Annotated in this window: 20 protein-coding genes, 2 tRNA genes and 1 pseudogene; 14 read left to right on the top strand and 9 right to left on the bottom strand. The window is 62.3% G+C overall.

The window, feature by feature from the left end:
- Window positions 1-29: 29 nt before the first annotated feature.
- The 5 genes and pseudogenes from A7D27_RS16440 to A7D27_RS16460 form a co-directional block, all read right to left on the bottom strand.
- Window positions 30-1,196, bottom strand: a complete 1,167-nt coding sequence (locus A7D27_RS16440) for an MFS transporter (protein WP_069562340.1) — start codon at window positions 1,194-1,196, stop codon at window positions 30-32.
- Between the two features lie 8 nt (window positions 1,197-1,204).
- A complete protein-coding gene (locus tag A7D27_RS16445; RefSeq protein ID WP_069562339.1) occupies window positions 1,205-1,714 on the bottom strand; it encodes an HPP family protein in 510 nt (169 codons plus the stop codon).
- 12 nt (window positions 1,715-1,726) lie between these two features.
- Window positions 1,727-1,977 (bottom strand): annotated as a pseudogene (locus A7D27_RS16450) (DUF1272 domain-containing protein).
- Between the two features lie 14 nt (window positions 1,978-1,991).
- Complete coding sequence (locus A7D27_RS16455) at window positions 1,992-2,990, bottom strand: GlxA family transcriptional regulator (protein ID WP_069562338.1); 999 nt, start codon at window positions 2,988-2,990, stop codon at window positions 1,992-1,994.
- Window positions 2,991-3,175: 185 nt separating this feature from the next.
- Entirely contained in the window at window positions 3,176-3,445 is a 270-nt protein-coding gene (locus A7D27_RS16460; protein WP_069562337.1) for a hypothetical protein, read from the bottom strand.
- 271 nt (window positions 3,446-3,716) lie between these two features.
- On the opposite strand from A7D27_RS16460, the gene A7D27_RS16465 reads away from it, so the two are divergent.
- A complete protein-coding gene (locus A7D27_RS16465; RefSeq protein WP_240924554.1) occupies window positions 3,717-4,400 on the top strand; it encodes a PA2778 family cysteine peptidase in 684 nt (227 codons plus the stop codon).
- Window positions 4,401-4,461: 61 nt separating this feature from the next.
- Here the strand turns inward: A7D27_RS16465 and A7D27_RS16470 are convergent, their stop codons facing one another.
- A complete protein-coding gene (locus A7D27_RS16470) occupies window positions 4,462-5,745 on the bottom strand; it encodes an FAD-binding oxidoreductase (protein WP_069562336.1) in 1,284 nt (427 codons plus the stop codon).
- Window positions 5,746-5,928: 183 nt separating this feature from the next.
- Between A7D27_RS16470 and A7D27_RS16475 the strand changes: the two genes are divergently transcribed.
- Window positions 5,929-6,005, top strand: a tRNA-Val gene (locus A7D27_RS16475).
- 76 nt (window positions 6,006-6,081) lie between these two features.
- Here the strand turns inward: A7D27_RS16475 and A7D27_RS28375 are convergent.
- Complete coding sequence (locus A7D27_RS28375; protein WP_165665163.1) at window positions 6,082-6,243, bottom strand: hypothetical protein; 162 nt, start codon at window positions 6,241-6,243, stop codon at window positions 6,082-6,084.
- A 361-nt stretch (window positions 6,244-6,604) separates the two neighbouring features.
- Between A7D27_RS28375 and thrS the strand changes: the two genes are divergently transcribed.
- The 9 genes from thrS to A7D27_RS16520 all read left to right on the top strand — a co-directional run bounded on the left by thrS (window position 6,605) and on the right by A7D27_RS16520 (window position 14,047).
- Window positions 6,605-8,527 (top strand): threonine--tRNA ligase, encoded by a 1,923-nt coding sequence (gene thrS / locus A7D27_RS16480; protein WP_069565471.1) that lies wholly within the window; start codon window positions 6,605-6,607, stop codon window positions 8,525-8,527.
- A complete protein-coding gene (gene infC / locus A7D27_RS16485) occupies window positions 8,527-9,078 on the top strand; it encodes a translation initiation factor IF-3 (protein WP_170832300.1) in 552 nt (183 codons plus the stop codon). The genes thrS and infC overlap by 1 nt, the downstream gene beginning before the upstream one ends.
- Before the next feature lie 61 nt (window positions 9,079-9,139).
- A complete protein-coding gene (rpmI, locus tag A7D27_RS16490) occupies window positions 9,140-9,334 on the top strand; it encodes a 50S ribosomal protein L35 (protein WP_044401775.1) in 195 nt (64 codons plus the stop codon).
- Window positions 9,335-9,360: 26 nt separating this feature from the next.
- Window positions 9,361-9,717, top strand: a complete 357-nt coding sequence (rplT, locus tag A7D27_RS27270; protein ID WP_044874620.1) for a 50S ribosomal protein L20 — start codon at window positions 9,361-9,363, stop codon at window positions 9,715-9,717.
- 93 nt (window positions 9,718-9,810) lie between these two features.
- Complete coding sequence (pheS, locus tag A7D27_RS16500; RefSeq protein ID WP_069562333.1) at window positions 9,811-10,827, top strand: phenylalanine--tRNA ligase subunit alpha; 1,017 nt, start codon at window positions 9,811-9,813, stop codon at window positions 10,825-10,827.
- Window positions 10,828-10,864: 37 nt separating this feature from the next.
- Window positions 10,865-13,243, top strand: a complete 2,379-nt coding sequence (gene pheT / locus A7D27_RS16505) for a phenylalanine--tRNA ligase subunit beta (protein WP_069565472.1) — start codon at window positions 10,865-10,867, stop codon at window positions 13,241-13,243.
- A gap of 3 nt (window positions 13,244-13,246) precedes the next feature.
- Window positions 13,247-13,549 carry an integration host factor subunit alpha gene (gene ihfA / locus A7D27_RS16510; protein WP_044401787.1) on the top strand — a complete coding sequence of 101 codons (303 nt, stop codon included), beginning with the start codon at window positions 13,247-13,249 and terminating at the stop codon, window positions 13,547-13,549.
- On the top strand, window positions 13,530-13,886 hold the full coding sequence (locus A7D27_RS16515) for a MerR family transcriptional regulator (RefSeq protein WP_044401789.1): 357 nt from the start codon (window positions 13,530-13,532) through the stop codon (window positions 13,884-13,886). The genes ihfA and A7D27_RS16515 overlap by 20 nt, the downstream gene beginning before the upstream one ends.
- An 84-nt stretch (window positions 13,887-13,970) precedes the next feature.
- Window positions 13,971-14,047 (top strand) — tRNA-Pro (locus A7D27_RS16520).
- A 272-nt stretch (window positions 14,048-14,319) separates the two neighbouring features.
- On the opposite strand, the gene A7D27_RS16525 is transcribed toward A7D27_RS16520, so the two are convergent.
- Window positions 14,320-14,901 carry a plasmid pRiA4b ORF-3 family protein gene (locus A7D27_RS16525; protein WP_069565473.1) on the bottom strand — a complete coding sequence of 194 codons (582 nt, stop codon included), beginning with the start codon at window positions 14,899-14,901 and terminating at the stop codon, window positions 14,320-14,322.
- Window positions 14,902-15,389: 488 nt separating this feature from the next.
- Here A7D27_RS16525 and A7D27_RS16530 point away from each other — a divergent pair, with 488 nt between their 5' ends.
- Both A7D27_RS16530 and A7D27_RS16535 read left to right on the top strand, forming a co-directional pair.
- Complete coding sequence (locus tag A7D27_RS16530; protein WP_069562330.1) at window positions 15,390-15,875, top strand: DUF2165 family protein; 486 nt, start codon at window positions 15,390-15,392, stop codon at window positions 15,873-15,875.
- Between the two features lie 4 nt (window positions 15,876-15,879).
- The gene (locus A7D27_RS16535) at window positions 15,880-16,596 is read left to right on the top strand and encodes an SDR family oxidoreductase (RefSeq protein WP_069562329.1); all 717 of its coding nucleotides are present in this window, start codon (window positions 15,880-15,882) and stop codon (window positions 16,594-16,596) included.
- A gap of 195 nt (window positions 16,597-16,791) precedes the next feature.
- On the opposite strand, the gene A7D27_RS28380 is transcribed toward A7D27_RS16535, so the two are convergent.
- Entirely contained in the window at window positions 16,792-16,929 is a 138-nt protein-coding gene (locus tag A7D27_RS28380; RefSeq protein WP_165676019.1) for a hypothetical protein, read from the bottom strand.
- Between the two features lie 569 nt (window positions 16,930-17,498).
- Between A7D27_RS28380 and A7D27_RS16545 the strand changes: the two genes are divergently transcribed.
- The gene (locus tag A7D27_RS16545; RefSeq protein ID WP_139131182.1) at window positions 17,499-18,005 is read left to right on the top strand and encodes an MFS transporter; all 507 of its coding nucleotides are present in this window, start codon (window positions 17,499-17,501) and stop codon (window positions 18,003-18,005) included.
- Window positions 18,006-18,148 lie beyond the last annotated feature (143 nt).

Below are 18,148 nucleotides of genomic sequence, written 5' to 3' on the forward strand. Positions count from 1 at the left end.
AGGCCGGCCGGCGAGCAAGACGGCGGTGCTCAGTGCGCCTTGTGCGGGCGAACGCCGGCTGCCAGCAAGGCGATGACCAGCAGCGGCAGCATGCCGAGGTTCACGGCGGCCCAACCCAGGCCGGTGATGAGGGCGCCGGAGGCGAAGGACGCGCAGGCTGCCACCAGGCTGTTGCTCAGCTCCATCAGGGCCTGGGCCTGGCCCCGCTCGGCACTGTCGTGGCCTTCCGCAAGCAGGGTGGTGCCGGCGACTAGCATGAGGTTCCACCCCAGGCCGAGGCACATCGAGCTGACCAGGAAATGGCTGCGTGCCAGGCCCGTGAGGGCGGTGGTTGCGCTGATCGCCAGCAGCAGGATGCCGAGCCGTGCCACCTGGCGGCTGCCGAAGCGGTCCACCAGAGGGCCGGCGGCGAACGCCGGGAGGAACATGCCCAGGACGTGCCAGCGGATCACTTCCGAGCCTTCTTCGATCGACAGCCCGCACAGGCTCATGGCCAGGGGCGTGGCGTTCATCACCAGGATCATCAAGCCGTGCCCGATGGCGGTGGTGGCGATGGCTGCGCGCACCAAGGGGCGGGCCAGCAGTGCGCGTGTCGAGGCCCAGCCGGTTCGTGGGGCAGGGGGTGCATCGCCTTCACGCAGGCGATGAAGCAGCAGCAGGGCGAGCGCGGCCAGTGCCGCGATGGCGAGGTAGGCGCCGACGAAGGGTGTCGGCAGGGCGTTGCGCGACCACAGCGCCAGGCTGGGTGCCAGCAGGGCGGCGCAGATGCCGCCGCCGATCACGTAGGCGGTGGCACGGCTCTTCTGCTCCGGCAGGACCGCTTCCTGAGCGGCGAAGCGGTAGTACATCGCCGAGGCCTGGTAGGCACCGATGGGCAGGGCGCCCAGGCACAGCAGGCTGAAGTCGCCGAGCCAGACCCCCAGGGCGCTGACCAGGCCGCCGAGGATGCCCCCGGCCGCTCCAAGCATCAGGCCCGGGCGGCGGCCGTGGCGTTGCATGAACACCGACAGCGGCTGCACGGCGAGCAAGTTGCCCAGCACCAGCAGTGCCAGCGGCAGGGTGGCGAGGGCGTTGGCCGGCGCGAGTTGGAGGCCGATCAGCGCGGTGAGGGTGATGCCGATCAGCGAGCAGCTCCAGTACAGCGCTTGGCAGGCGAACAGCAGGCGGATTCCGGGGTTGCTCAGCAGAAGGGGCATGCGATGGCCTACCAGTATTTGGGGTAGCGGGCCTCGCGGCTCACGTTGTTGTAGAGCAGGGCGACGAGGACCAGAAGCAGCGCGCCGCTGAGAGTGGGGTAGAGCAGAAAGTCCCAGCCGGGTTGAAGCAGGAAGATGATCACCGGGTTGGAGCCGGCCGGTGGGTGCACGGTGCGGGTCACCATCATCAGGGCGATGGCACTGCCGACGGCCAGGGCAATGGCCCACCAGTGGGGCCCGCAGAGGGCCAGGAATCCCAGGCCTACCAGGCTGCTGAGGACGTGGCCGAGCACCACGTTGCGTGGCTGCGAGAAGGGGACGTCGGGGAAGCCGAAGACCAGTACGCAGGAGGCGCCGAAGGAGCCCAGCAGCAGGCTGAGGGTGAGGGCGTCGCCCAGGCCGGCGATGCCGGCAATGGCCAGCACGCCGCCGAGCCAGGCGAGGATCACCTGGCGCGAGGCGGGGCGAGGGGGCAGGGCGGCGGCGTCGCCCCGGAGTTTCTTGGCGAATTCGAGCATGGTGACTCCAGCTTAGGCGCGCTTCAGGCAGCCATCGGGGTGGTGGATGCGTTGGGTGGACGGTGGATTGGCCGCCAGCTTCGCGTTGGGCCGTATGGGGCGGTTCACCAGCGTGCCGGCGCAGTTGGGGCAGCGCCCGTCCAGGTGGCCTTCGGCGCAGTCACGGCAGAAGGTGCATTCGAAGGAGCAGATCATGGCGTCGGTGGCGGCTGGCGGCTGGCGGCTGGCGGCAGGTCCTTGTCGTTGGGGCGCAGTTCGAGCATCGCGGTTCTCCGGGTCAGGAGCGGCCGAAGCGCTCGGCGTATTCCTGGGGGCTGATGGACAGGTGTTTGTGGAAGGTGCGGCGCAGGTTCTCGGGGTGACCGAAGCCGGTGAGGCGGGAGACGGTCGAGATGGATGCCTGGGCGTCCTGCAGCAGGGTGCGTGCAGCCTCCAGGCGCACACGCTCGACGTACTGGCCGGGCCCCATGCCCAGCTCCTGGCTGAAGAGTCGGGAGAGGGTGCGTGGCGACAGGTTCGCCTGGCTGGCGAGGGTGTCGAGGCTGAGGTCCTCGCCGAGGTGGAGGGGGATCCATTCCAGCAGGGCGGCGAGGCGTGATGTGCGGTGCGGGTCCGGTGCCAGCAGCGGGCTGAACTGCGCCTGGCCGCCGGGGCGCCGCAGGAAGAGCACCAGGCGCCGGGCGACTGCCAGTGCGATGGAGCGGCCGAGGTCGGCTTCCACCAGGGCGAGGGCCAGGTCGATGCCGGCGGTGACCCCGGCCGAGGTGAAAACATGGGGATCGCCGTCGCGGCCGCTGGCGTCGAAGGTGTGCAGGCGGTCGCCCTGCACGTCCACGGCTGTATGGCAGCGCAGTGTGTCGACGTCGGACCAGTGGGTGGTGGCGGCCCGGCCGTCCAGCAGGCCGGCGGCCGCAAGAATGAGTGCACCGGAGCAGATCGAGCCGAGGCGGCGGACCTTGGGTTCGGCATCACGCAGCCAGTCAAGGAGGGGCGTGTGGCTGCGCAGCGGCTCAACGCCGAAACCGCCCGGGATGAGCAAGGTGTCGAGGGTTTCCGCCGGGCAGTTGCTGCAGGCCTGCTCCGCCAGCAGGGCAAATCCGGCTGAGGTGCGCACCGGCCCAGCCTCCAGGCCGAGCAGGAGGATGCGGTAGAGCGCGGGCAGGCCCTGGCGCTCTCGCTCGACATTGGCGGACGCGAACACCTGCAGAGGGCCGGTCACGTCGAGGCTCATCACATCGGGGAAAGCCAGGCAGGCGATGGTCAGTGGGGTGTCCATGGCGTTCGCTTCAGAGGGGGACGCCATCAGTGTGGAGGTCGGAGGTCTTGGCGACAACGACAACAAGCCCACGGATCTTGCCAATCCGCTGCTTGGGAAAGAGGGGGGGAGGTAGAGGGGGAATCAGGTCAGCGGCGAGCCGTGTGGGCGGCTCGCCGGCGCAGTGGGCACGGCGCGGAAGAGGGTTACTCCGGCATATTCCACGGGTCGAGGCGGTAGCCCTGGCGCGACAGCTCCTCGCGGGACTGCTTGAGGACGCTGGCCAGTTGGGCCGGGTCGGTGTAGGTGCTGGTGCTGAGCTTCGAGCGGCCCAGCAGGCGGGTGCTGGTGCGGTCGATCACGCTGATGCTGAGTTCGCCATTGCCATCCTGGGGTGCCCAGGCGACGCACTGGAAGGGTTGAAAGGCGCGGCCGGCGATGATCAAGGCTTCGTTGACGCGGAGCGGAGCGTTCATTGGGGGATTCTCTCCATATTGTGCCCAAGGGTTGACTTGCCCGCTGCCAGTGTGGCTGGGCGCTGTCGTGGATATGGATGGCTGATTCCCCGCTATAAGTCACAGCCAGTCGCGCTTTGGAAAGAATTTGTCGCCAGGATGAATGGTGCGCTGTGCGCGCGTCGCATTTCTGTCATCTGGCAGAGGGGGAGGGATTGGAAAGCATGGGTTTCCGGCGGGCACGGGGCGCTATGATGCGGGCCTTGTCCCGGTTGCTTTCAAGGTGGGTTCCTTGCTCCGTTCCCGATTCGTTGTCTGTTCCCGCCAGGTCGTGATGGCCTGTTTCGTCCCCGTCCTGCTGGCAGCCTGTGCGGGACATGATCCCGCCGATGATCCACGCGTTCGAGCGCTGCCGATGGTGGTGGAGCTGAGCAGCGTGCCGTTCTTCCCCCAGCAGACCTTCCAGAGTGCGCCGGCTTCCCTGGCTGCGCTGTTTGGTTTTCAGGGAGAAACGGTGACGCCAGGGATGGTGGAGAAGGCGTTGCAGTTGCCTGAAGCCGAGGCGTCGCTTGCCCAGAGGATTCCTGTCGTCGCCCACCAGCATGGTCTGTTGGTGTACCCGCTCGATAAGCGTCTGGAGGACCTGCTGGTCCAGGTGGCGGCCGGCAATCCGGTGCTGGTGCATGTGCGCCAGGGCTATGGTTGGCTGCCGTCGTGGCGTTATGCGGTGCTGGTCGGGTTCGACCGGGAGCGTGAGGTGGTGCTGTTGCGGTTGGCCGGTGATCGTCGGGCCCAGGTCGGGTTTGCCGAGTTCGCGGCAGACTGGGCGGCGGCTGGGCAGTGGGCCGTGCTGCTGCAGGCGCCCAACGTGCTGCCGGTGGCTGCCGACGTGGCTCGCTGGCGGGAGGCGGCGGATGCGCTGGAGGCTGCGGGTCAGGTGGATGCGGCGGACATGGCGAGGAAACAGGTGCGCTGAATATGCATCGTCCCAATGAAAACGGCGCCCTGTGGCGCCGTTTTCATTCAAGGATGGAGCATCAGAAGCCCAGCTTGTCGCGCAGGCTGTAGTACCAGGCGCCGAGGGCGCTGAACGGTACCTGGAACAGGTGGCCGCCGGGGAACGGGTAGTGCGGCAGGCTGGCGAAGGCGTCGAAACGCTCGGCCTGGCCGCGCAGCGCCTCGGCCAGCACCTTGCCGGCGAGGTGGGTGTAGGTGACGCCGTGGCCACTGCAGCCCTGGGAGTAGTAGATGTTGTCGCCAAGACGACCCACCTGGGGCAGGCGGGACAGGGTCAGCAGGAAGTTGCCGGTCCAGGCGAAGTCGATCTTCACGTTCTTCAGTTGCGGGAAGGTCTTGAGCATCTTCGGGCGGATGATGGCTTCGATGTTCGACGGATCGCGCGCACCGTAGACCACGCCACCGCCGTAGATCAGGCGGTTGTCGCCAGAGAGGCGGAAGTAGTCCAGCAGGTAGTTGCAGTCTTCCACACAGTAATCCTGGGGTAGCAGGCTGCGGGCCATTTCGTCCGAAAGCGGCTCGGTGGTGATCACCTGGGTGCCGCACGGCATCGATTTGGCCATCAGTTCCGGCAACAGGTTGCCCAGGTAGGCGTTGCCGGCGACGACGACGAACTTGGCCTTTACCGACCCCTTGGGGGTATAGACCACCGGGTTGTCGCCACGCTCGACGCGGATCGCGGGGCTTTGCTCGTGGATCACGCCGCCCAGGGACTCCACCGCCGCCGCCTCGCCGAGGGCCAGGTTCAGCGGGTGGATGTGGCCGCCGCTCATGTCGAGCATGCCGCCAATATAGTTCTCACTCGCCACCACTTCGCGGATGCGCTTGGCGTCCAGCAGTTCCAGCTGGGTGTGGCCGTAGCGCTCCCAGAGCTTCTTCTGGGATTCCAGGTGGCCCATCTGCTTGGCGGTAAAGGCGGCGAACACGCCACCGTCCTTCAGGTCACATTTGATGTCGTACTTGGCGATGCGCTCGCGAATGATGCGTCCGCCTTCAAACGCCATCTGGCCAAGCAGTTGGGCCTGCTTGGGGCCGACGGTGCGTTCGATGACATCGATGTCACGGCTGTAGCTGTTGACGATCTGGCCGCCGTTGCGTCCCGATGCGCCGAAGCCGACCTTGGCCGCTTCCACGACGGTGACCTTGAAGCCGTTCTCCAGCAGGAAGAGGGCGGTGGAAAGGCCGGTATAGCCCGCGCCGATGATGCAGACGTCGGTCTGCGTCTCGCCTTCCAGTTCCGGACGGGCTGGAACCGGGTTGGCGGAGGCGGCGTAATAGGATTGAGGGTAGGGAGTGTGCGTCATCTTGAATCTCTGTTTTTTATTTTTTACGGATGGCGGGATGCTACCCGAGTTGAAAATGGCCGGCTAGCCTCCGTGCAAGATAATTGACGAGGGGCTGAACAGTAAAAGCTCCACTTTTTCAGTCAGTTAGCTAAAAAAGTTGTTGACACCAAAATTTAACCCCGTAGAATGCGCACCCATCGAAGGCACATAGCTCAGTTGGTTAGAGCACCACCTTGACATGGTGGGGGTCGTTGGTTCGAGTCCAATTGTGCCTACCAAATACAGCCGAGAGGCTTAGCAAAAAGGGCGATCCGAAAGGATCGCCCTTTTTGTTTTTGGCTTTGTGGTCACACTTCAGGCGGCCGCGATATGGCTGATCAGCATGCCGTGGGCAATCGTATAAAGATTGCCGTTCGCCTTGAGGGTAAGTGGCTCTCGGCTGAGGATTCGGCCACCGCTCTGGATCAGTTCGTCAATATGCGCACGCAGTGCGAGGTATCTCCGTTGCTCTTTCATTGTGCGCCCTCCCGAGAGTGGCGGATGACTTGATTGAGCATATGGTGGGTGTGTGGCCTGTCAGGTCGTGGTGCGGGATTTGTGTGATCTGTGTCTCGTTCTGGTGTGAGTTGCGGATGGGCGGCGGGTCTGCATGAGGTGCCGCTGGGTAAATGCTCTGTGAGGACCAATTCCTGCTTGTCACTGTGCTGTGTTTCTGGAAGCATTCGCGTTCCCCGAAACACCTCCAGTGACTCTGGTTCGGTCAGGTTGGCCTGAAAGGGCTCTGTCATCGTGTGGCAGGCATACCGCCGGATCATTTACTGGCTCATCCCAACCCATGTGGCCTTTGGTAGAGGTCACCACTAGGAGAGGAGGCGCCATGCCCATCATTACTCTTCCCGACGGCAGTCAGCGTTCGTTCGATAAACCCGTTTCCGTGCTCGAGGTGGCTCAGTCCATCGGTGCTGGCCTGGCCAAGGCCACGCTGGCAGGTCGTGTCAACGGCAAGTTGGTCGATGCTTGTGACCTGATCGAAGTCGACGCCACCCTGCAAATCATCACGCCGAAGGACGAGGAGGGGCTGGAGATCATCCGTCACTCCTGTGCTCACCTGGTCGGGCATGCGGTCAAGCAGCTCTATCCCAGCGCCAAGATGGTCATTGGGCCGGTGATTGACGAAGGCTTCTATTACGACATCGCGTTCGAGCGCCCTTTCACGCCGGACGACATGGCGGCCATCGAGAAGCGCATGGCTGAGCTGATCGACAAGGATTACGACGTCATCAAGAAGGTGACGCCGCGTGCGGAGGTGATCGAGACCTTCAAGGCACGAGGCGAGGAGTACAAGCTGCGCCTGGTCGATGACATGCCAGACGAGAAGGCCATGGGCCTCTACTTCCATGAGGAGTACGTGGACATGTGCCGTGGCCCGCACGTGCCGAACACGCGTTTCCTCAAGGCCTTCAAACTCACCAAGATTTCGGGTGCCTACTGGCGCGGTGACTCCAAGAACGAGCAGCTGCAGCGTGTCTATGGCACTGCCTGGGCCGACAAGAAGCAGCTGGCTGCCTATGTCCAGCGCATCGAAGAGGCCGAGAAGCGGGATCACCGCCGTATCGGCAAGCAGCTGGATCTCTTCCATCTCCAGGAAGAAGCGCCGGGCATGGTGTTCTGGCACCCCAATGGCTGGACCGTCTATCAGGTGCTTGAGCAGTACATGCGTCAGGTTCAGCGTGAGCACGGCTATGTCGAGGTGCGGACGCCCCAGGTGGTCGATCGCATCCTGTGGGAGCGCTCCGGTCACTGGTCCAACTACGCCGAGAACATGTTCACCACCGCGTCCGAGAGTCGCGACTATGCCGTGAAGCCGATGAACTGCCCGTGCCACGTGCAGATCTTCAACCAGGGGTTGAAGTCCTACCGCGATCTCCCGCTGCGCCTGGCCGAGTTCGGTGCCTGCCACCGCAACGAGCCGTCGGGCGCGCTGCACGGCATCATGCGCGTGCGCGGCTTTACCCAGGACGACGCCCACATCTTCTGCACCGAAGAGCAGGTGAAGAAGGAGGCTGCGGACTTCATCAAGCTCACCTTGCAGGTCTATTCCGACTTCGGCTTCAGTGATATTTCCATGAAACTCTCGACCCGCCCGGCCAAGCGCGTGGGGTCCGAGGAGTTGTGGGATCGGGCTGAGGGGGCTCTGGCTGACGCGCTGAACGAGTCGGGCCTGGCTTGGGAGTACCAGCCGGGCGAGGGGGCCTTCTACGGTCCGAAGATCGAGTTCACCCTCAAGGACTGCCTGGGCCGTAACTGGCAGTGCGGTACCCTGCAGTACGATCCGAACCTGCCCGAGCGCCTGGATGCCAGCTATATCGCCGAAGATAACAACCGCAAGCGCCCGGTCATGCTGCATCGCGCGATCCTGGGGTCCTTCGAGCGCTTCATCGGCATGCTCATCGAACACTATGCAGGGTCGTTCCCGGCCTGGCTGGCGCCGACTCAGGCGGTGATCATGAATATCACCGACAAACAGGCGGATTTTGCCCTTGAGGTCGAAAAGACTCTCAACCAAAGCGGGTTCCGTGCCAAGTCCGACTTGAGAAACGAAAAAATCGGCTTTAAAATCCGCGAGCATACTTTGCTCAAGGTTCCCTACCTCCTGGTTATCGGAGATAGAGAAGTTGAGACACGATCCGTTGCTGTGCGCACCCGTGAAGGCGTCGATCTGGGGTCCATGCCCCTCGAGCAATTCGTCACCACGCTCGCGCAGACGGTTTCCCGGCGTGGTCGCCAAGAATCGGAGTAATCACTATTAAGCGTGAAATGAGACAAGATAAACGAGCTGCACCCAAGGCCCCGATCAACGAGAACATCACGGCTCGAGAGGTGCGACTTATTGGTGCAGACGGCCAGCAAATTGGCGTCGTCTCGATCGATGAAGCGCTTCGCGCTGCTGATGAAGCAAAGCTGGACCTCGTAGAGATCTCGGCAGATGCGGTACCGCCTGTCTGCCGGATCATGGACTACGGCAAGCACCTCTTCGAGAAGAAGAAGCAGGCCGCTGCAGCCAAGAAGAATCAGCACCAGCAACAGATCAAAGAGATCAAGTTTCGTCCAGGGACGGAAGAAGGGGATTACCAGGTAAAACTACGCAACCTGGTACGTTTCCTTAATGATGGGGACAAGGCCAAGGTATCGCTTCGATTCCGCGGCCGTGAGATGGCTCACCAGGAGCTGGGTATGGAACTGCTGAAGCGGGTCGAAACCGACCTCGCTGAAATCGGAACCGTCGAACAGCATCCCAAGCTGGAAGGACGCCAGCTGATGATGGTCATCGCTCCCAAAAAGAAAAAGTAACCACCAGGGCACTGGCAGGCCTTGCGGTTATGCGTAATCACTCAATGCGGAGTATCCGAACATGCCAAAGATGAAAACCAAGAGCGGTGCAGCCAAGCGTTTCCTCAAGACCGCTTCCGGCTACAAGCACAAGCACGCTTTCAAGAGCCACATCCTGACCAAGATGTCCACCAAGCGTAAGCGTCAACTTCGCGGTAGCGAACTGATGCATCCGTCGGACAAAGCAAAAGTCGAGCGCATGCTGCGCGTTCGTTAATCGGTCAAGACTAGAGGAATACACTCATGGCTCGTGTTAAGCGTGGCGTTATCGCTCGTGCTCGTCACAAAAAAATTCTGAAACTCGCCAAAGGCTACTACGGTGCTCGCTCTCGCGTGTTCCGCGTTGCCAAGCAAGCGGTAATCAAGGCAGGCCAGTACGCCTACCGTGACCGCCGTCAGCGCAAGCGTCAGTTCCGCGCTCTGTGGATCGCTCGTATCAACGCTGGTGCTCGTCAGAACGGTCTGTCCTACAGCCGTCTGATCGCTGGCCTGAAAAAAGCGGCCATCGAGATCGACCGCAAGGTTCTGGCCGATCTGGCAGTGAACGAAAAAGCGGCGTTTGCTGCGATTGTCGAGAAAGCTAAGGCCGTTCTGGCTTAAGTCCCCGACAATCACCGGGCCATCCCGGTGCTGAACGTCACCAATAGGGGAAGGGCCTTGGCTCTTCCCCTATTTCGTATCTGGAGTCAGTAAATGGAAAATCTGGATGCGCTGGTCTCTCAAGCGCTTGAGGCCGTGCAACAAACCGAAGACGTGAATGCTCTCGAACAGATTCGCGTTCAGTACCTCGGCAAGAAAGGCGAGCTGACCCAGGTGATGAAGACCCTGGGTGACCTGCCTGCAGACGAGCGGCCCAAGGTCGGTGCGCTGATCAATGCCGCCAAAGAGCGCGTCCAGGACGCCCTCAATGCCCGCAAGGACTCGCTTGAGCAAGCTGTATTGGCAGCCAAGCTCGCGGCCGAGCGGATCGATGTCACCCTTCCGGGGCGCGGCCAGGTATCTGGCGGCCTGCATCCGGTTACCCGTACTCTCGAGCGCGTCGAGCAATTCTTCACCCGCATCGGCTACGGCATTGCCGAAGGCCCGGAGGTCGAAGACGACTATCACAACTTCGAAGCGCTCAACATTCCCGGCCACCATCCTGCCCGGGCGATGCACGACACCTTCTATTTCAACGCCAATATGTTGCTGCGCACCCACACCTCCCCGGTCCAGGTGCGCACCATGGAGTCCCAGCAGCCGCCGATCCGCATCGTCTGTCCCGGCCGCGTATACCGCTGTGACTCGGATATCACGCATTCGCCGATGTTCCACCAGGTCGAAGGCCTGCTGGTCGATGAAGGCATCAGCTTCGCTGACCTGAAAGGCACCATCGAGGAGTTCCTCCGTGTCTTCTTCGAGAAGGACCTGGGCGTGCGTTTCCGCCCCTCGTTCTTCCCCTTCACCGAGCCGTCCGCCGAAGTCGACATGCAGTGCGTCATGTGTTCCGGCAAGGGCTGCCGCGTCTGCAAGCAGACCGGCTGGCTGGAAGTGATGGGTTGCGGCATGGTCCACCCCAATGTTCTGCGCATGTCTGGAATCGATCCCGAGAAATATCAGGGTTTTGCCTTCGGCATGGGCGTCGAGCGTTTGGCCATGCTGCGTTATGGCGTCAACGATTTGCGCCTGTTCTTCGACAACGACCTGCGCTTCCTCGCGCAATTCCGCTAGGTCGTAGTCCACGTAACGAATTCCTCAGGAGAGCAGGATGAAATTCAGTGAACAGTGGCTGCGGAGCTGGGTAAGCCCGCAGGTATCCCGCGACGAGCTGGTGGCTCGTCTGTCGATGGCCGGCCTGGAAGTGGACAGCGTCACACCTGTTGCCGGTGCGTTCAGTGGCGTTGTGGTGGGCGAGGTGCTCAGCACCGAGCAACATCCTGATGCCGACAAGCTGCGTGTATGCCAGGTCAGCAATGGCAGCGAGACCTTCCAGGTGGTGTGCGGTGCGCCCAACGTGCGTCCCGGCCTGAAGATCCCCTTCGCCATGATCGGTGCCGAGCTTCCAGGCGACTTCAAGATCAAGAAAGCCAAGCTTCGCGGCGTCGAATCCTTCGGCATGCTCTGCTCTGCCAGTGAGCTGCAGATCAGCGACGAGAACGCCGGCCTGATGGAACTGGCTGCCGATGCGCCGGTTGGGCAAGACATCCGGGTCTACCTCGGTCTGGATGATGTAGTCATCGAGCTGGGCCTCACGCCTAACCGTGGCGATTGCCTCAACATGTCGGGTCTGGCCCGTGAAGTGGGCGCGCTGTACGCGGCACCTGTCACTCCTGTCGCGGTCAGCCCGGTCGCACCGACTCACGACGAAGTTCGCCCGGTGGACGTGCTGGCACCGAAGGCTTGCCCTCGCTATCTCGGTCGGGTGGTGCGCAATGTCGACCTCTCCAAGCCCACTCCGTTGTGGATGGTCGAGCGCCTTCGCCGGGCGGACGTGCGCAGCATTGATGCAGCCGTCGATATCACCAACTACGTGATGCTCGAGCTCGGTCAGCCGATGCACGCGTTCGATCTTGCCGAAATCAATGGCGGCATCCGCGTGCGCATGGCGGAGGAGGGAGAGAAGCTCGTCCTGCTCGATGGCCAGGAGGTCAGCCTGCGTGGTGACACCCTCGTCATCGCCGACCACAGCCGTGCCCTGGCTATCGCAGGGGTAATGGGGGGCGAGCACAGCGGCGTCAGCGACAAGACCCGCGACCTGTTCCTCGAGGCTGCTTTCTTCGACACCATCGCCGTTGCTGGCAAGGCCCGCTCCTATGGCCTGCACACCGACTCCTCGCATCGCTTCGAGCGTGGTGTGGACTGGCAGCTTGCTCGCCAGGCCATGGAGCGCGCCACAGCACTGCTGCTGGAGATTGTGGGTGGCGAAGCTGGCCCGATCATCGAGGCTGTAAGTCAGGCAGATCTCCCGAGCGTTGCCCCTGTCATCCTGCGCGCCGAGCGTATTGCCCAGATGCTGGGCATGGAGATGGATGCCGCCGAGGTCGAGCGCTTGCTTACCGCACTGGGTCTGGGCGTCACCTCCGTTGCGCCGGGTCAGTGGAAGGTCGCGGTGCCCAGTCACCGCTTCGACATCAGCCTGGAAGTGGACCTGATCGAAGAGCTTGGTCGCCTCTATGGCTACAACCGCCTGCCGGTTCGCTACCCGCAAGCGCGCCTCGCGCCTCGCGCTCGTGCCGAATCTGCAATCGAGCTGCCGGCCTTGCGTCGCCTGCTGGTTGCCCGTGGCTACCAGGAAGCGATCACCTACAGCTTCATCGATCCCAAATTGTTCGAGCTGTTCAATCCTGGTGCCAAGCCGCTCATGCTGGCCAACCCCATCTCCAATGACATGGCTGCCATGCGCTCGTCGCTGTGGCCAGGCTTGGTCAAGGCGCTGCAGCATAACCTCAACCGTCAGCAGAGCCGTGTTCGCCTGTTTGAAAGTGGCCTTCGCTTCGTCGGCCAGCTTGAAGGGCTGAAGCAGGAAGCGATGATTGCCGGTGTCGTCTGTGGCAAACGCCTGCCGGAAGCCTGGGCCCATGGCCGTGAAGGTGTGGATTTCTATGACGTCAAGGCCGACGTCGAGGCGCTGCTGGGGGCGGCGGGCGCGTTGGGCGCATTCAGCTTCGTGCCGGGCGAGCACCCGGCGCTGCATCCGGGGCAAACCGCTCGCATCGAACGAGATGGCAAGCTGGTTGGCTACCTCGGCGCCATTCACCCCGAACTGGCCAAGAGCCTTGATCTTGACCAGCCCGTCTACCTCTTCGAACTCGTGCTGGCTGAGGTCATGAGTGGACGCCTGCCGATGTTCAGCGAGCTGTCGCGCTTCCCCGAAGTGCGTCGTGATCTGGCCGTTCTGGTTGATCGTGAAGTTGCCGCTGAAGCCGTCCTCAATACGATTCGCGAAGCCGCTGGGGAGTGGTTGACGGACCTCAGGCTATTTGACGTCTATCACGGTAAAGGTATTGATCCGCTTAGAAAAAGCCTGGCCGTCGGCTTGACCTGGCAACATCCATCGCGCACTCTTAACGACGATGAGGTGAACACCACAACCCAGAACATCGTCACCTCGCTGGAAGGTAGGTTCAACGCCACGTTAAGGAAGTAGCGTATGGGGGCTCTGACGAAAGCTGAGATGGCTGAACGTCTGTATGAAGAGCTTGGCCTGAACAAACGGGAAGCCAAGGAACTGGTCGAACTGTTTTTCGAGGAAATCCGTCAGGCGCTGGAGCAGAACGAACAGGTGAAATTGTCCGGTTTCGGCAACTTTGACCTGCGCGACAAACGCCAGCGCCCCGGACGCAATCCGAAGACAGGCGAGGAAATCCCGATCACGGCACGCCGTGTCGTGACGTTCCGTCCGGGCCAAAAACTGAAAGCCAGAGTTGAAGCTTATGCTGGAACCAAGTCATAACGACGAACTGCCACCTATTCCTGGCAAGCGTTATTTCACCATTGGCGAGGTCAGCGAGCTCTGTGCAGTCAAGCCCCATGTGCTGCGTTACTGGGAGCAGGAATTCCCCCAGCTCAACCCAGTCAAGCGGCGGGGTAACCGCCGCTACTACCAGCGCCAGGATGTGCTGATGATTCGGCAGATTCGGGCGCTGTTGTACGATCAGGGCTTCACCATCGGCGGAGCGCGTCAGCGTCTCTCCGGTGACGAAGCCAAGGATGACACTACCCAGTACAAGCAGCTGATACGGCAGATGATTGCCGAGCTTGAAGACGTCCTCGTCGTACTGCGCAAGTGAAAAAAACCCAAAAAAAACCTTCCACAATTCAAAAGCTTAAAGTATAGTTCGCGTCGTTCCGGTAACGGAGCTAGCAACAAATGTCGGGGCGTAGCGCAGCCTGGTAGCGCACTTGCATGGGGTGCAAGGGGTCGAGTGTTCGAATCACTCCGTCCCGACCATATTTAGAGAAAGGCCCAAGTCGAAAGACTTGGGCCTTTTTCGTTTGTTTGGTCTGTTGTACCAAGGGAGCTTTGCATTACAGGTAGCGTTGCAGAACTCTTCGCGCTAGTGAAGTCCGCTGCTAACGATAAGTAAGCCCATGTGTGGTAGATCAAGTACAGGGGCCGGTTAATACGGCCGGCCACGACGACTCCTATGTCTTCGCTGTGGATGGATCTATATGGCCTTCTGTAGATAAGCCCAAGCCCAGCTGCATCGGCTTGATCGAATATCACCCCCACTGATTATTACAAACCCGCTGCACGGCTGCTTTCGCAGCCCGGAGATCGAACAGCTCCGGATCGAACGAGCCACCCGCCCACTCCAGTGCCTCCCGACCAGCAGGGCTGGTGGGGGAGTGGATGCTCTGCAAGAACGCCATGTACCCATGTGGCCCGCCTACGTCCTCCGGCGGACATGCGCCGGCTCCGTCCAGCAGCTCGCACCAGGCCCCCGTATCCTTGCACGGCCGGACAGATTCCACTGCGATCACATGCAGCCATTCATCCCCGAAGTCGTAGATGTACTGCATCCGGTCCCCTGGTTTAAGCGCACGCCGCACCTTCACTCGGCGATCGTCCGCTGTTCCGGCTTCCGGCAGTCCTATGTCTGGGTCAGGTGGCAGGTAGTGGTCGATGCCATTGGCGAACTCATGCAGATGGCGGCTCTCCCAGCCGAATGCTGCCTGGATGAAGTGGTGCAGCCGTCGCAGCGAACAATCCCCCGTTACCGCCAGCCGCCGCCAGACGGGTGGAAGCACCATCAGGGGAGCCAACTGAACATGCAGCACATACATCGATGGAGTCGCTGCCATTCATTCTTCCTGTTGCCCTGGCTTTGAGCAGGAGCTGTCCGTACGTGTTCCGAGGCTCGTCAGGGAGCCGCTCTTGATTGCAGACTAGGGAATGTCGACCAGGCTACGGGCTTAAGCAAGGTTTTCTGGGAAGCAAGGCCTGCACATTCGGATGCGAGGCGAGGGGGATTGATACCGGGCGATGGGGTGACGCGTTGCTACGGCTGTCGGCGGCGTCCTTCGTGTGGGAACGGGTCCTGTTGGGCAACCTGGGGGTGTTCGCTTTGAGCTGGGTGCTTGTGCTTGAGGAGCGTATGCGGCTGTTTGATGGCTGTTGTTGGGCTGAAGCCCACCCCATGTGCCGTATAGCTCGTCGGACCTCCGGCGGGTCTACTTTCCCTGTTCGCTCGCTCTTGACCTCAACTTAACTTGAGGTTTTATCGTCCTGCCTGTTCTTGCCTGCCACCCAGAGTGCGGCAAGCGTCTTTTGCAACCTACAAGGACCCGGAATGGACACCCAGACTTCATTGATGATCTTTCAAACCACGTGCTTCCTTGGGGTTGCGCTGTGGTTGAGCATTGCCCTGATCAACAACCTGCACGGTTTCGCCTGCTCGGTGAAGGCGGTCGGGGCGACGCTGTCGATGGTGCCCTTGAGGCAGCCGCCGGTGGTCGACACCCCCTTGCTCAGTCGGGCGTTGGTTTCGCCGAAGCTGCATCGCCTAGCGCTGGGGGTGATTGTGGGGCTGCAGGGGGTAGCCGTTCTCGCCGTGTGGTTGGGGTGCTATCTCCTATTGCTCGGCGGTGGCCTGGAGGCCGCTCGACCCTGGTTGAACCTGGCGCTGAGCATGGCCTTGGCGTCGCTCTTCGCCATGCTGCTGGGTGGGCTTTGGTTCGCCTACTGGATACGCCAGGAGGGCCTGCAATTGACGCACCTGATGCTGGTGATCTGGGTATTGCTGAACTTCCTCGTGCTCAATCTGCGCTGGAGCTGACCTTATGAAGATGATGGTGATAGGCGCTAGCAGGGGCCTGGGTCGTGCATTGGTGGAGGGGCTGGGCAAGGCGGGGGACCGGATAGTGGGCGTGTCGCGCAGTCGGCCAGAGCGGCTGGCGGTCGCCGCGGGTGTCGACATCCAGTGGATCGAGGCTGATCTGGCCGAGCCGAAGGTTGCTGTAGTGCCTATTGAGGCTCAGGCACCGGCGGAGCTCGATGTGTTGATCTGCAACGTCGGCATCTGGGAGCCACAGGCCTTCAGCGAGGGGTACGACTTTCTAAGCGACAGCGATGAGACGCTCGCGAGGTTGGTGGAAGTGAACATCACCGCCACGCTGTTGTTGCTCAAGCGCCTGGTGCCAAGGTTGCTCGGCTCTGCCAGGCCACAGCTTATCCTCACCGGCTCCACCTCCGCCCTGCACCGCAGCGGGCGGCCCGAGGTAGCGTTCGGTGCCTCCAAGTTCGCGTTGAACGGGATGGCCGATGCGTTGCGCGAGGGCTTTCGCGACCAGCGGCTGGCGGTGACGGTGCTGCAGTTGGGTTACCTGAACACTGACGACCCACTGGTTGTGCCAATGGAAGAGGCGGCCGCGCGAGGGGAGGGGCAACTAGTGCCTGTGCACGATGTGGTCACCATGGTCAACGCGCTGCTGCGGCTGTCAGCGGCTTCCTTCGTGCGGGAACTGATCTTGCCGGCAATCGAGGACGGACGTTTTTGAGCTGAGTACTGGTGCTGGAGGGGCACGGGCGGATGTTCGATGGCTGCCGGTGGGCTGAAGCCCACCCTACCGGCCAGGTTGTCTTGCTCAGAGCGCTTACAGCCGCATGTTCACCAGGGCTTTGGTGTGCACCATCACGTCCCCGAGTGCCCTGGCCCTCGGCGTGTGCCTGGTGTTGTCTGCGATGCGCTTCAGTTACTCACTCCCTGCCAAAAGCAGACGACGCATGACGGTGCGGTTGGTCCAGGCGACGAGGTAGACACCGTCTCCAGCAAAAACTTTCATGCTGCAATCCACGATGACTGCATCGCCTTCGTTGAGGGTGCTTTCCACATGAGGCTCTTGTCGGCGCGGAGCCTCAGCATTTCAAGCACGAAGGCAGCCGTTCCGTCCTTTCCCTTGTTAGCGGAAGTGATCGATCTCACCCGCCCCGCTGACGAGCCGCAGCTGCGTGCTGGGCTACGTAGCTTATGGAAGTGGTGCCGCCGGATCAGCAGTTGGTGTTCCTGCACGAGCACGAGAGCCTGAGAGTCACCAGCCAGGTGCAACTGCTGGGGTTGTTCCTCAATGGGCTGATGGAGGGGTTGGCGACTCCCGGTATCCGGCCCTGCGGCCCCGACACCTATGCAGTGCCTACCGCGCCATGGCAGCACCGGGTTCTACAGCTCCGATTGTCCTCCCCATTCCCACTTTGCACGGGGCGGCGCCTTGCTGTGCGCCTTTGGTGGCCTTAGCGCGAAACGCGGTGTGGTCTGCCGAGGCAAGGCTTACAGCGGTGCCCGAAGCTGGCTACTGTCCAAGTCGTACCGCTGTGTGCGCGTGCGTTGTTAGTGTGTCCCTTGCCGTGCCCGGCTCACCTGATAGGAGATCTGCCCGAACAACCGAGCTCGCCGGTCTCCACCTTGTTCGAGGAGGGCCAGGCGCTGCGCACATTGATGCTGTGGCTGACCTTCTTCTGCGGCTTGTTCGTGTTCTACCTGCTGACCAACTGGCTTCCCACCATCCTGCGCTCCAGCGGCTACGGACCGAGCGAGTCGGCTCACGTGGCGTCGATGATTCCCATGGGCGGGGTGCTGGGCAGCATCGTCATGGCACTGCTGCTGGACCGGGTAGGACCACGCTGGGTGCTGCCGCTGCAGGCAGCGTTCTCGGCCGTGGCGCTGGGGCTGATCGGCACCCAACTGGGCAGCGCGACGCAATTGATGGCGATGGTGTTCATCGCCGGCTTCGGGCTCAGCGGGCTGCTGGCCAACCTGAGCATCGTCGCCGCCCCCCTGTACTCGGTCAGCGCGCGGGTGACGGGGGTGAGCTGGGCGCTGTCCGCCTGCCGGGCCGGGTCCATCGTCGGGTCGATGCTGGGGGCTTGGCTGTTCGTCTGGACGGGCAGCCTGCAGGGGTTCTTCCTGTGAATTGTCGTGCCGGTGCTGGTGGCCAGCCTGGCGCTCGGGGTGATGGGCTCGCGTCGCGCGGCGGCATTGGCAATGGTGCGACCTTGATGTGTTGCGCCTCGCCGCTCGGCACGGTGGCGATAGGGCCGGCGGGGTAGCGTCGC

The organism is Pseudomonas sp. 1D4, from assembly GCF_001728925.1.
Taxonomy (GTDB): domain Bacteria; phylum Pseudomonadota; class Gammaproteobacteria; order Pseudomonadales; family Pseudomonadaceae; genus Metapseudomonas; species Metapseudomonas otitidis.

Excerpts from the sequence above, each read along its gene's own strand:
- A7D27_RS16440 (WP_069562340.1), bottom strand. The coding sequence starts at position 1,196 with ATGCCCCTTCTGCTGAGCAACCCCGGAATCCGCCTGCTGTTCGCCTGC.
- A7D27_RS16445 (WP_069562339.1), bottom strand. The coding sequence starts at position 1,714 with ATGCTCGAATTCGCCAAGAAACTCCGGGGCGACGCCGCCGCCCTGCCC.
- A7D27_RS16455 (WP_069562338.1), bottom strand. The coding sequence starts at position 2,990 with ATGGACACCCCACTGACCATCGCCTGCCTGGCTTTCCCCGATGTGATG.
- A7D27_RS16460 (WP_069562337.1), bottom strand. The coding sequence starts at position 3,445 with ATGAACGCTCCGCTCCGCGTCAACGAAGCCTTGATCATCGCCGGCCGC.
- A7D27_RS16470 (WP_069562336.1), bottom strand. The coding sequence starts at position 5,745 with ATGACGCACACTCCCTACCCTCAATCCTATTACGCCGCCTCCGCCAAC.
- A7D27_RS28375 (WP_165665163.1), bottom strand. The coding sequence starts at position 6,243 with ATGAAAGAGCAACGGAGATACCTCGCACTGCGTGCGCATATTGACGAA.
- thrS (WP_069565471.1), top strand. The coding sequence starts at position 6,605 with ATGCCCATCATTACTCTTCCCGACGGCAGTCAGCGTTCGTTCGATAAA.
- rpmI (WP_044401775.1), top strand. The coding sequence starts at position 9,140 with ATGCCAAAGATGAAAACCAAGAGCGGTGCAGCCAAGCGTTTCCTCAAG.
- rplT (WP_044874620.1), top strand. The coding sequence starts at position 9,361 with ATGGCTCGTGTTAAGCGTGGCGTTATCGCTCGTGCTCGTCACAAAAAA.
- pheS (WP_069562333.1), top strand. The coding sequence starts at position 9,811 with ATGGAAAATCTGGATGCGCTGGTCTCTCAAGCGCTTGAGGCCGTGCAA.
- pheT (WP_069565472.1), top strand. The coding sequence starts at position 10,865 with ATGAAATTCAGTGAACAGTGGCTGCGGAGCTGGGTAAGCCCGCAGGTA.
- ihfA (WP_044401787.1), top strand. The coding sequence starts at position 13,247 with ATGGGGGCTCTGACGAAAGCTGAGATGGCTGAACGTCTGTATGAAGAG.
- A7D27_RS16515 (WP_044401789.1), top strand. The coding sequence starts at position 13,530 with ATGCTGGAACCAAGTCATAACGACGAACTGCCACCTATTCCTGGCAAG.
- A7D27_RS16525 (WP_069565473.1), bottom strand. The coding sequence starts at position 14,901 with ATGGCAGCGACTCCATCGATGTATGTGCTGCATGTTCAGTTGGCTCCC.
- A7D27_RS16530 (WP_069562330.1), top strand. The coding sequence starts at position 15,390 with ATGGACACCCAGACTTCATTGATGATCTTTCAAACCACGTGCTTCCTT.
- A7D27_RS16535 (WP_069562329.1), top strand. The coding sequence starts at position 15,880 with ATGAAGATGATGGTGATAGGCGCTAGCAGGGGCCTGGGTCGTGCATTG.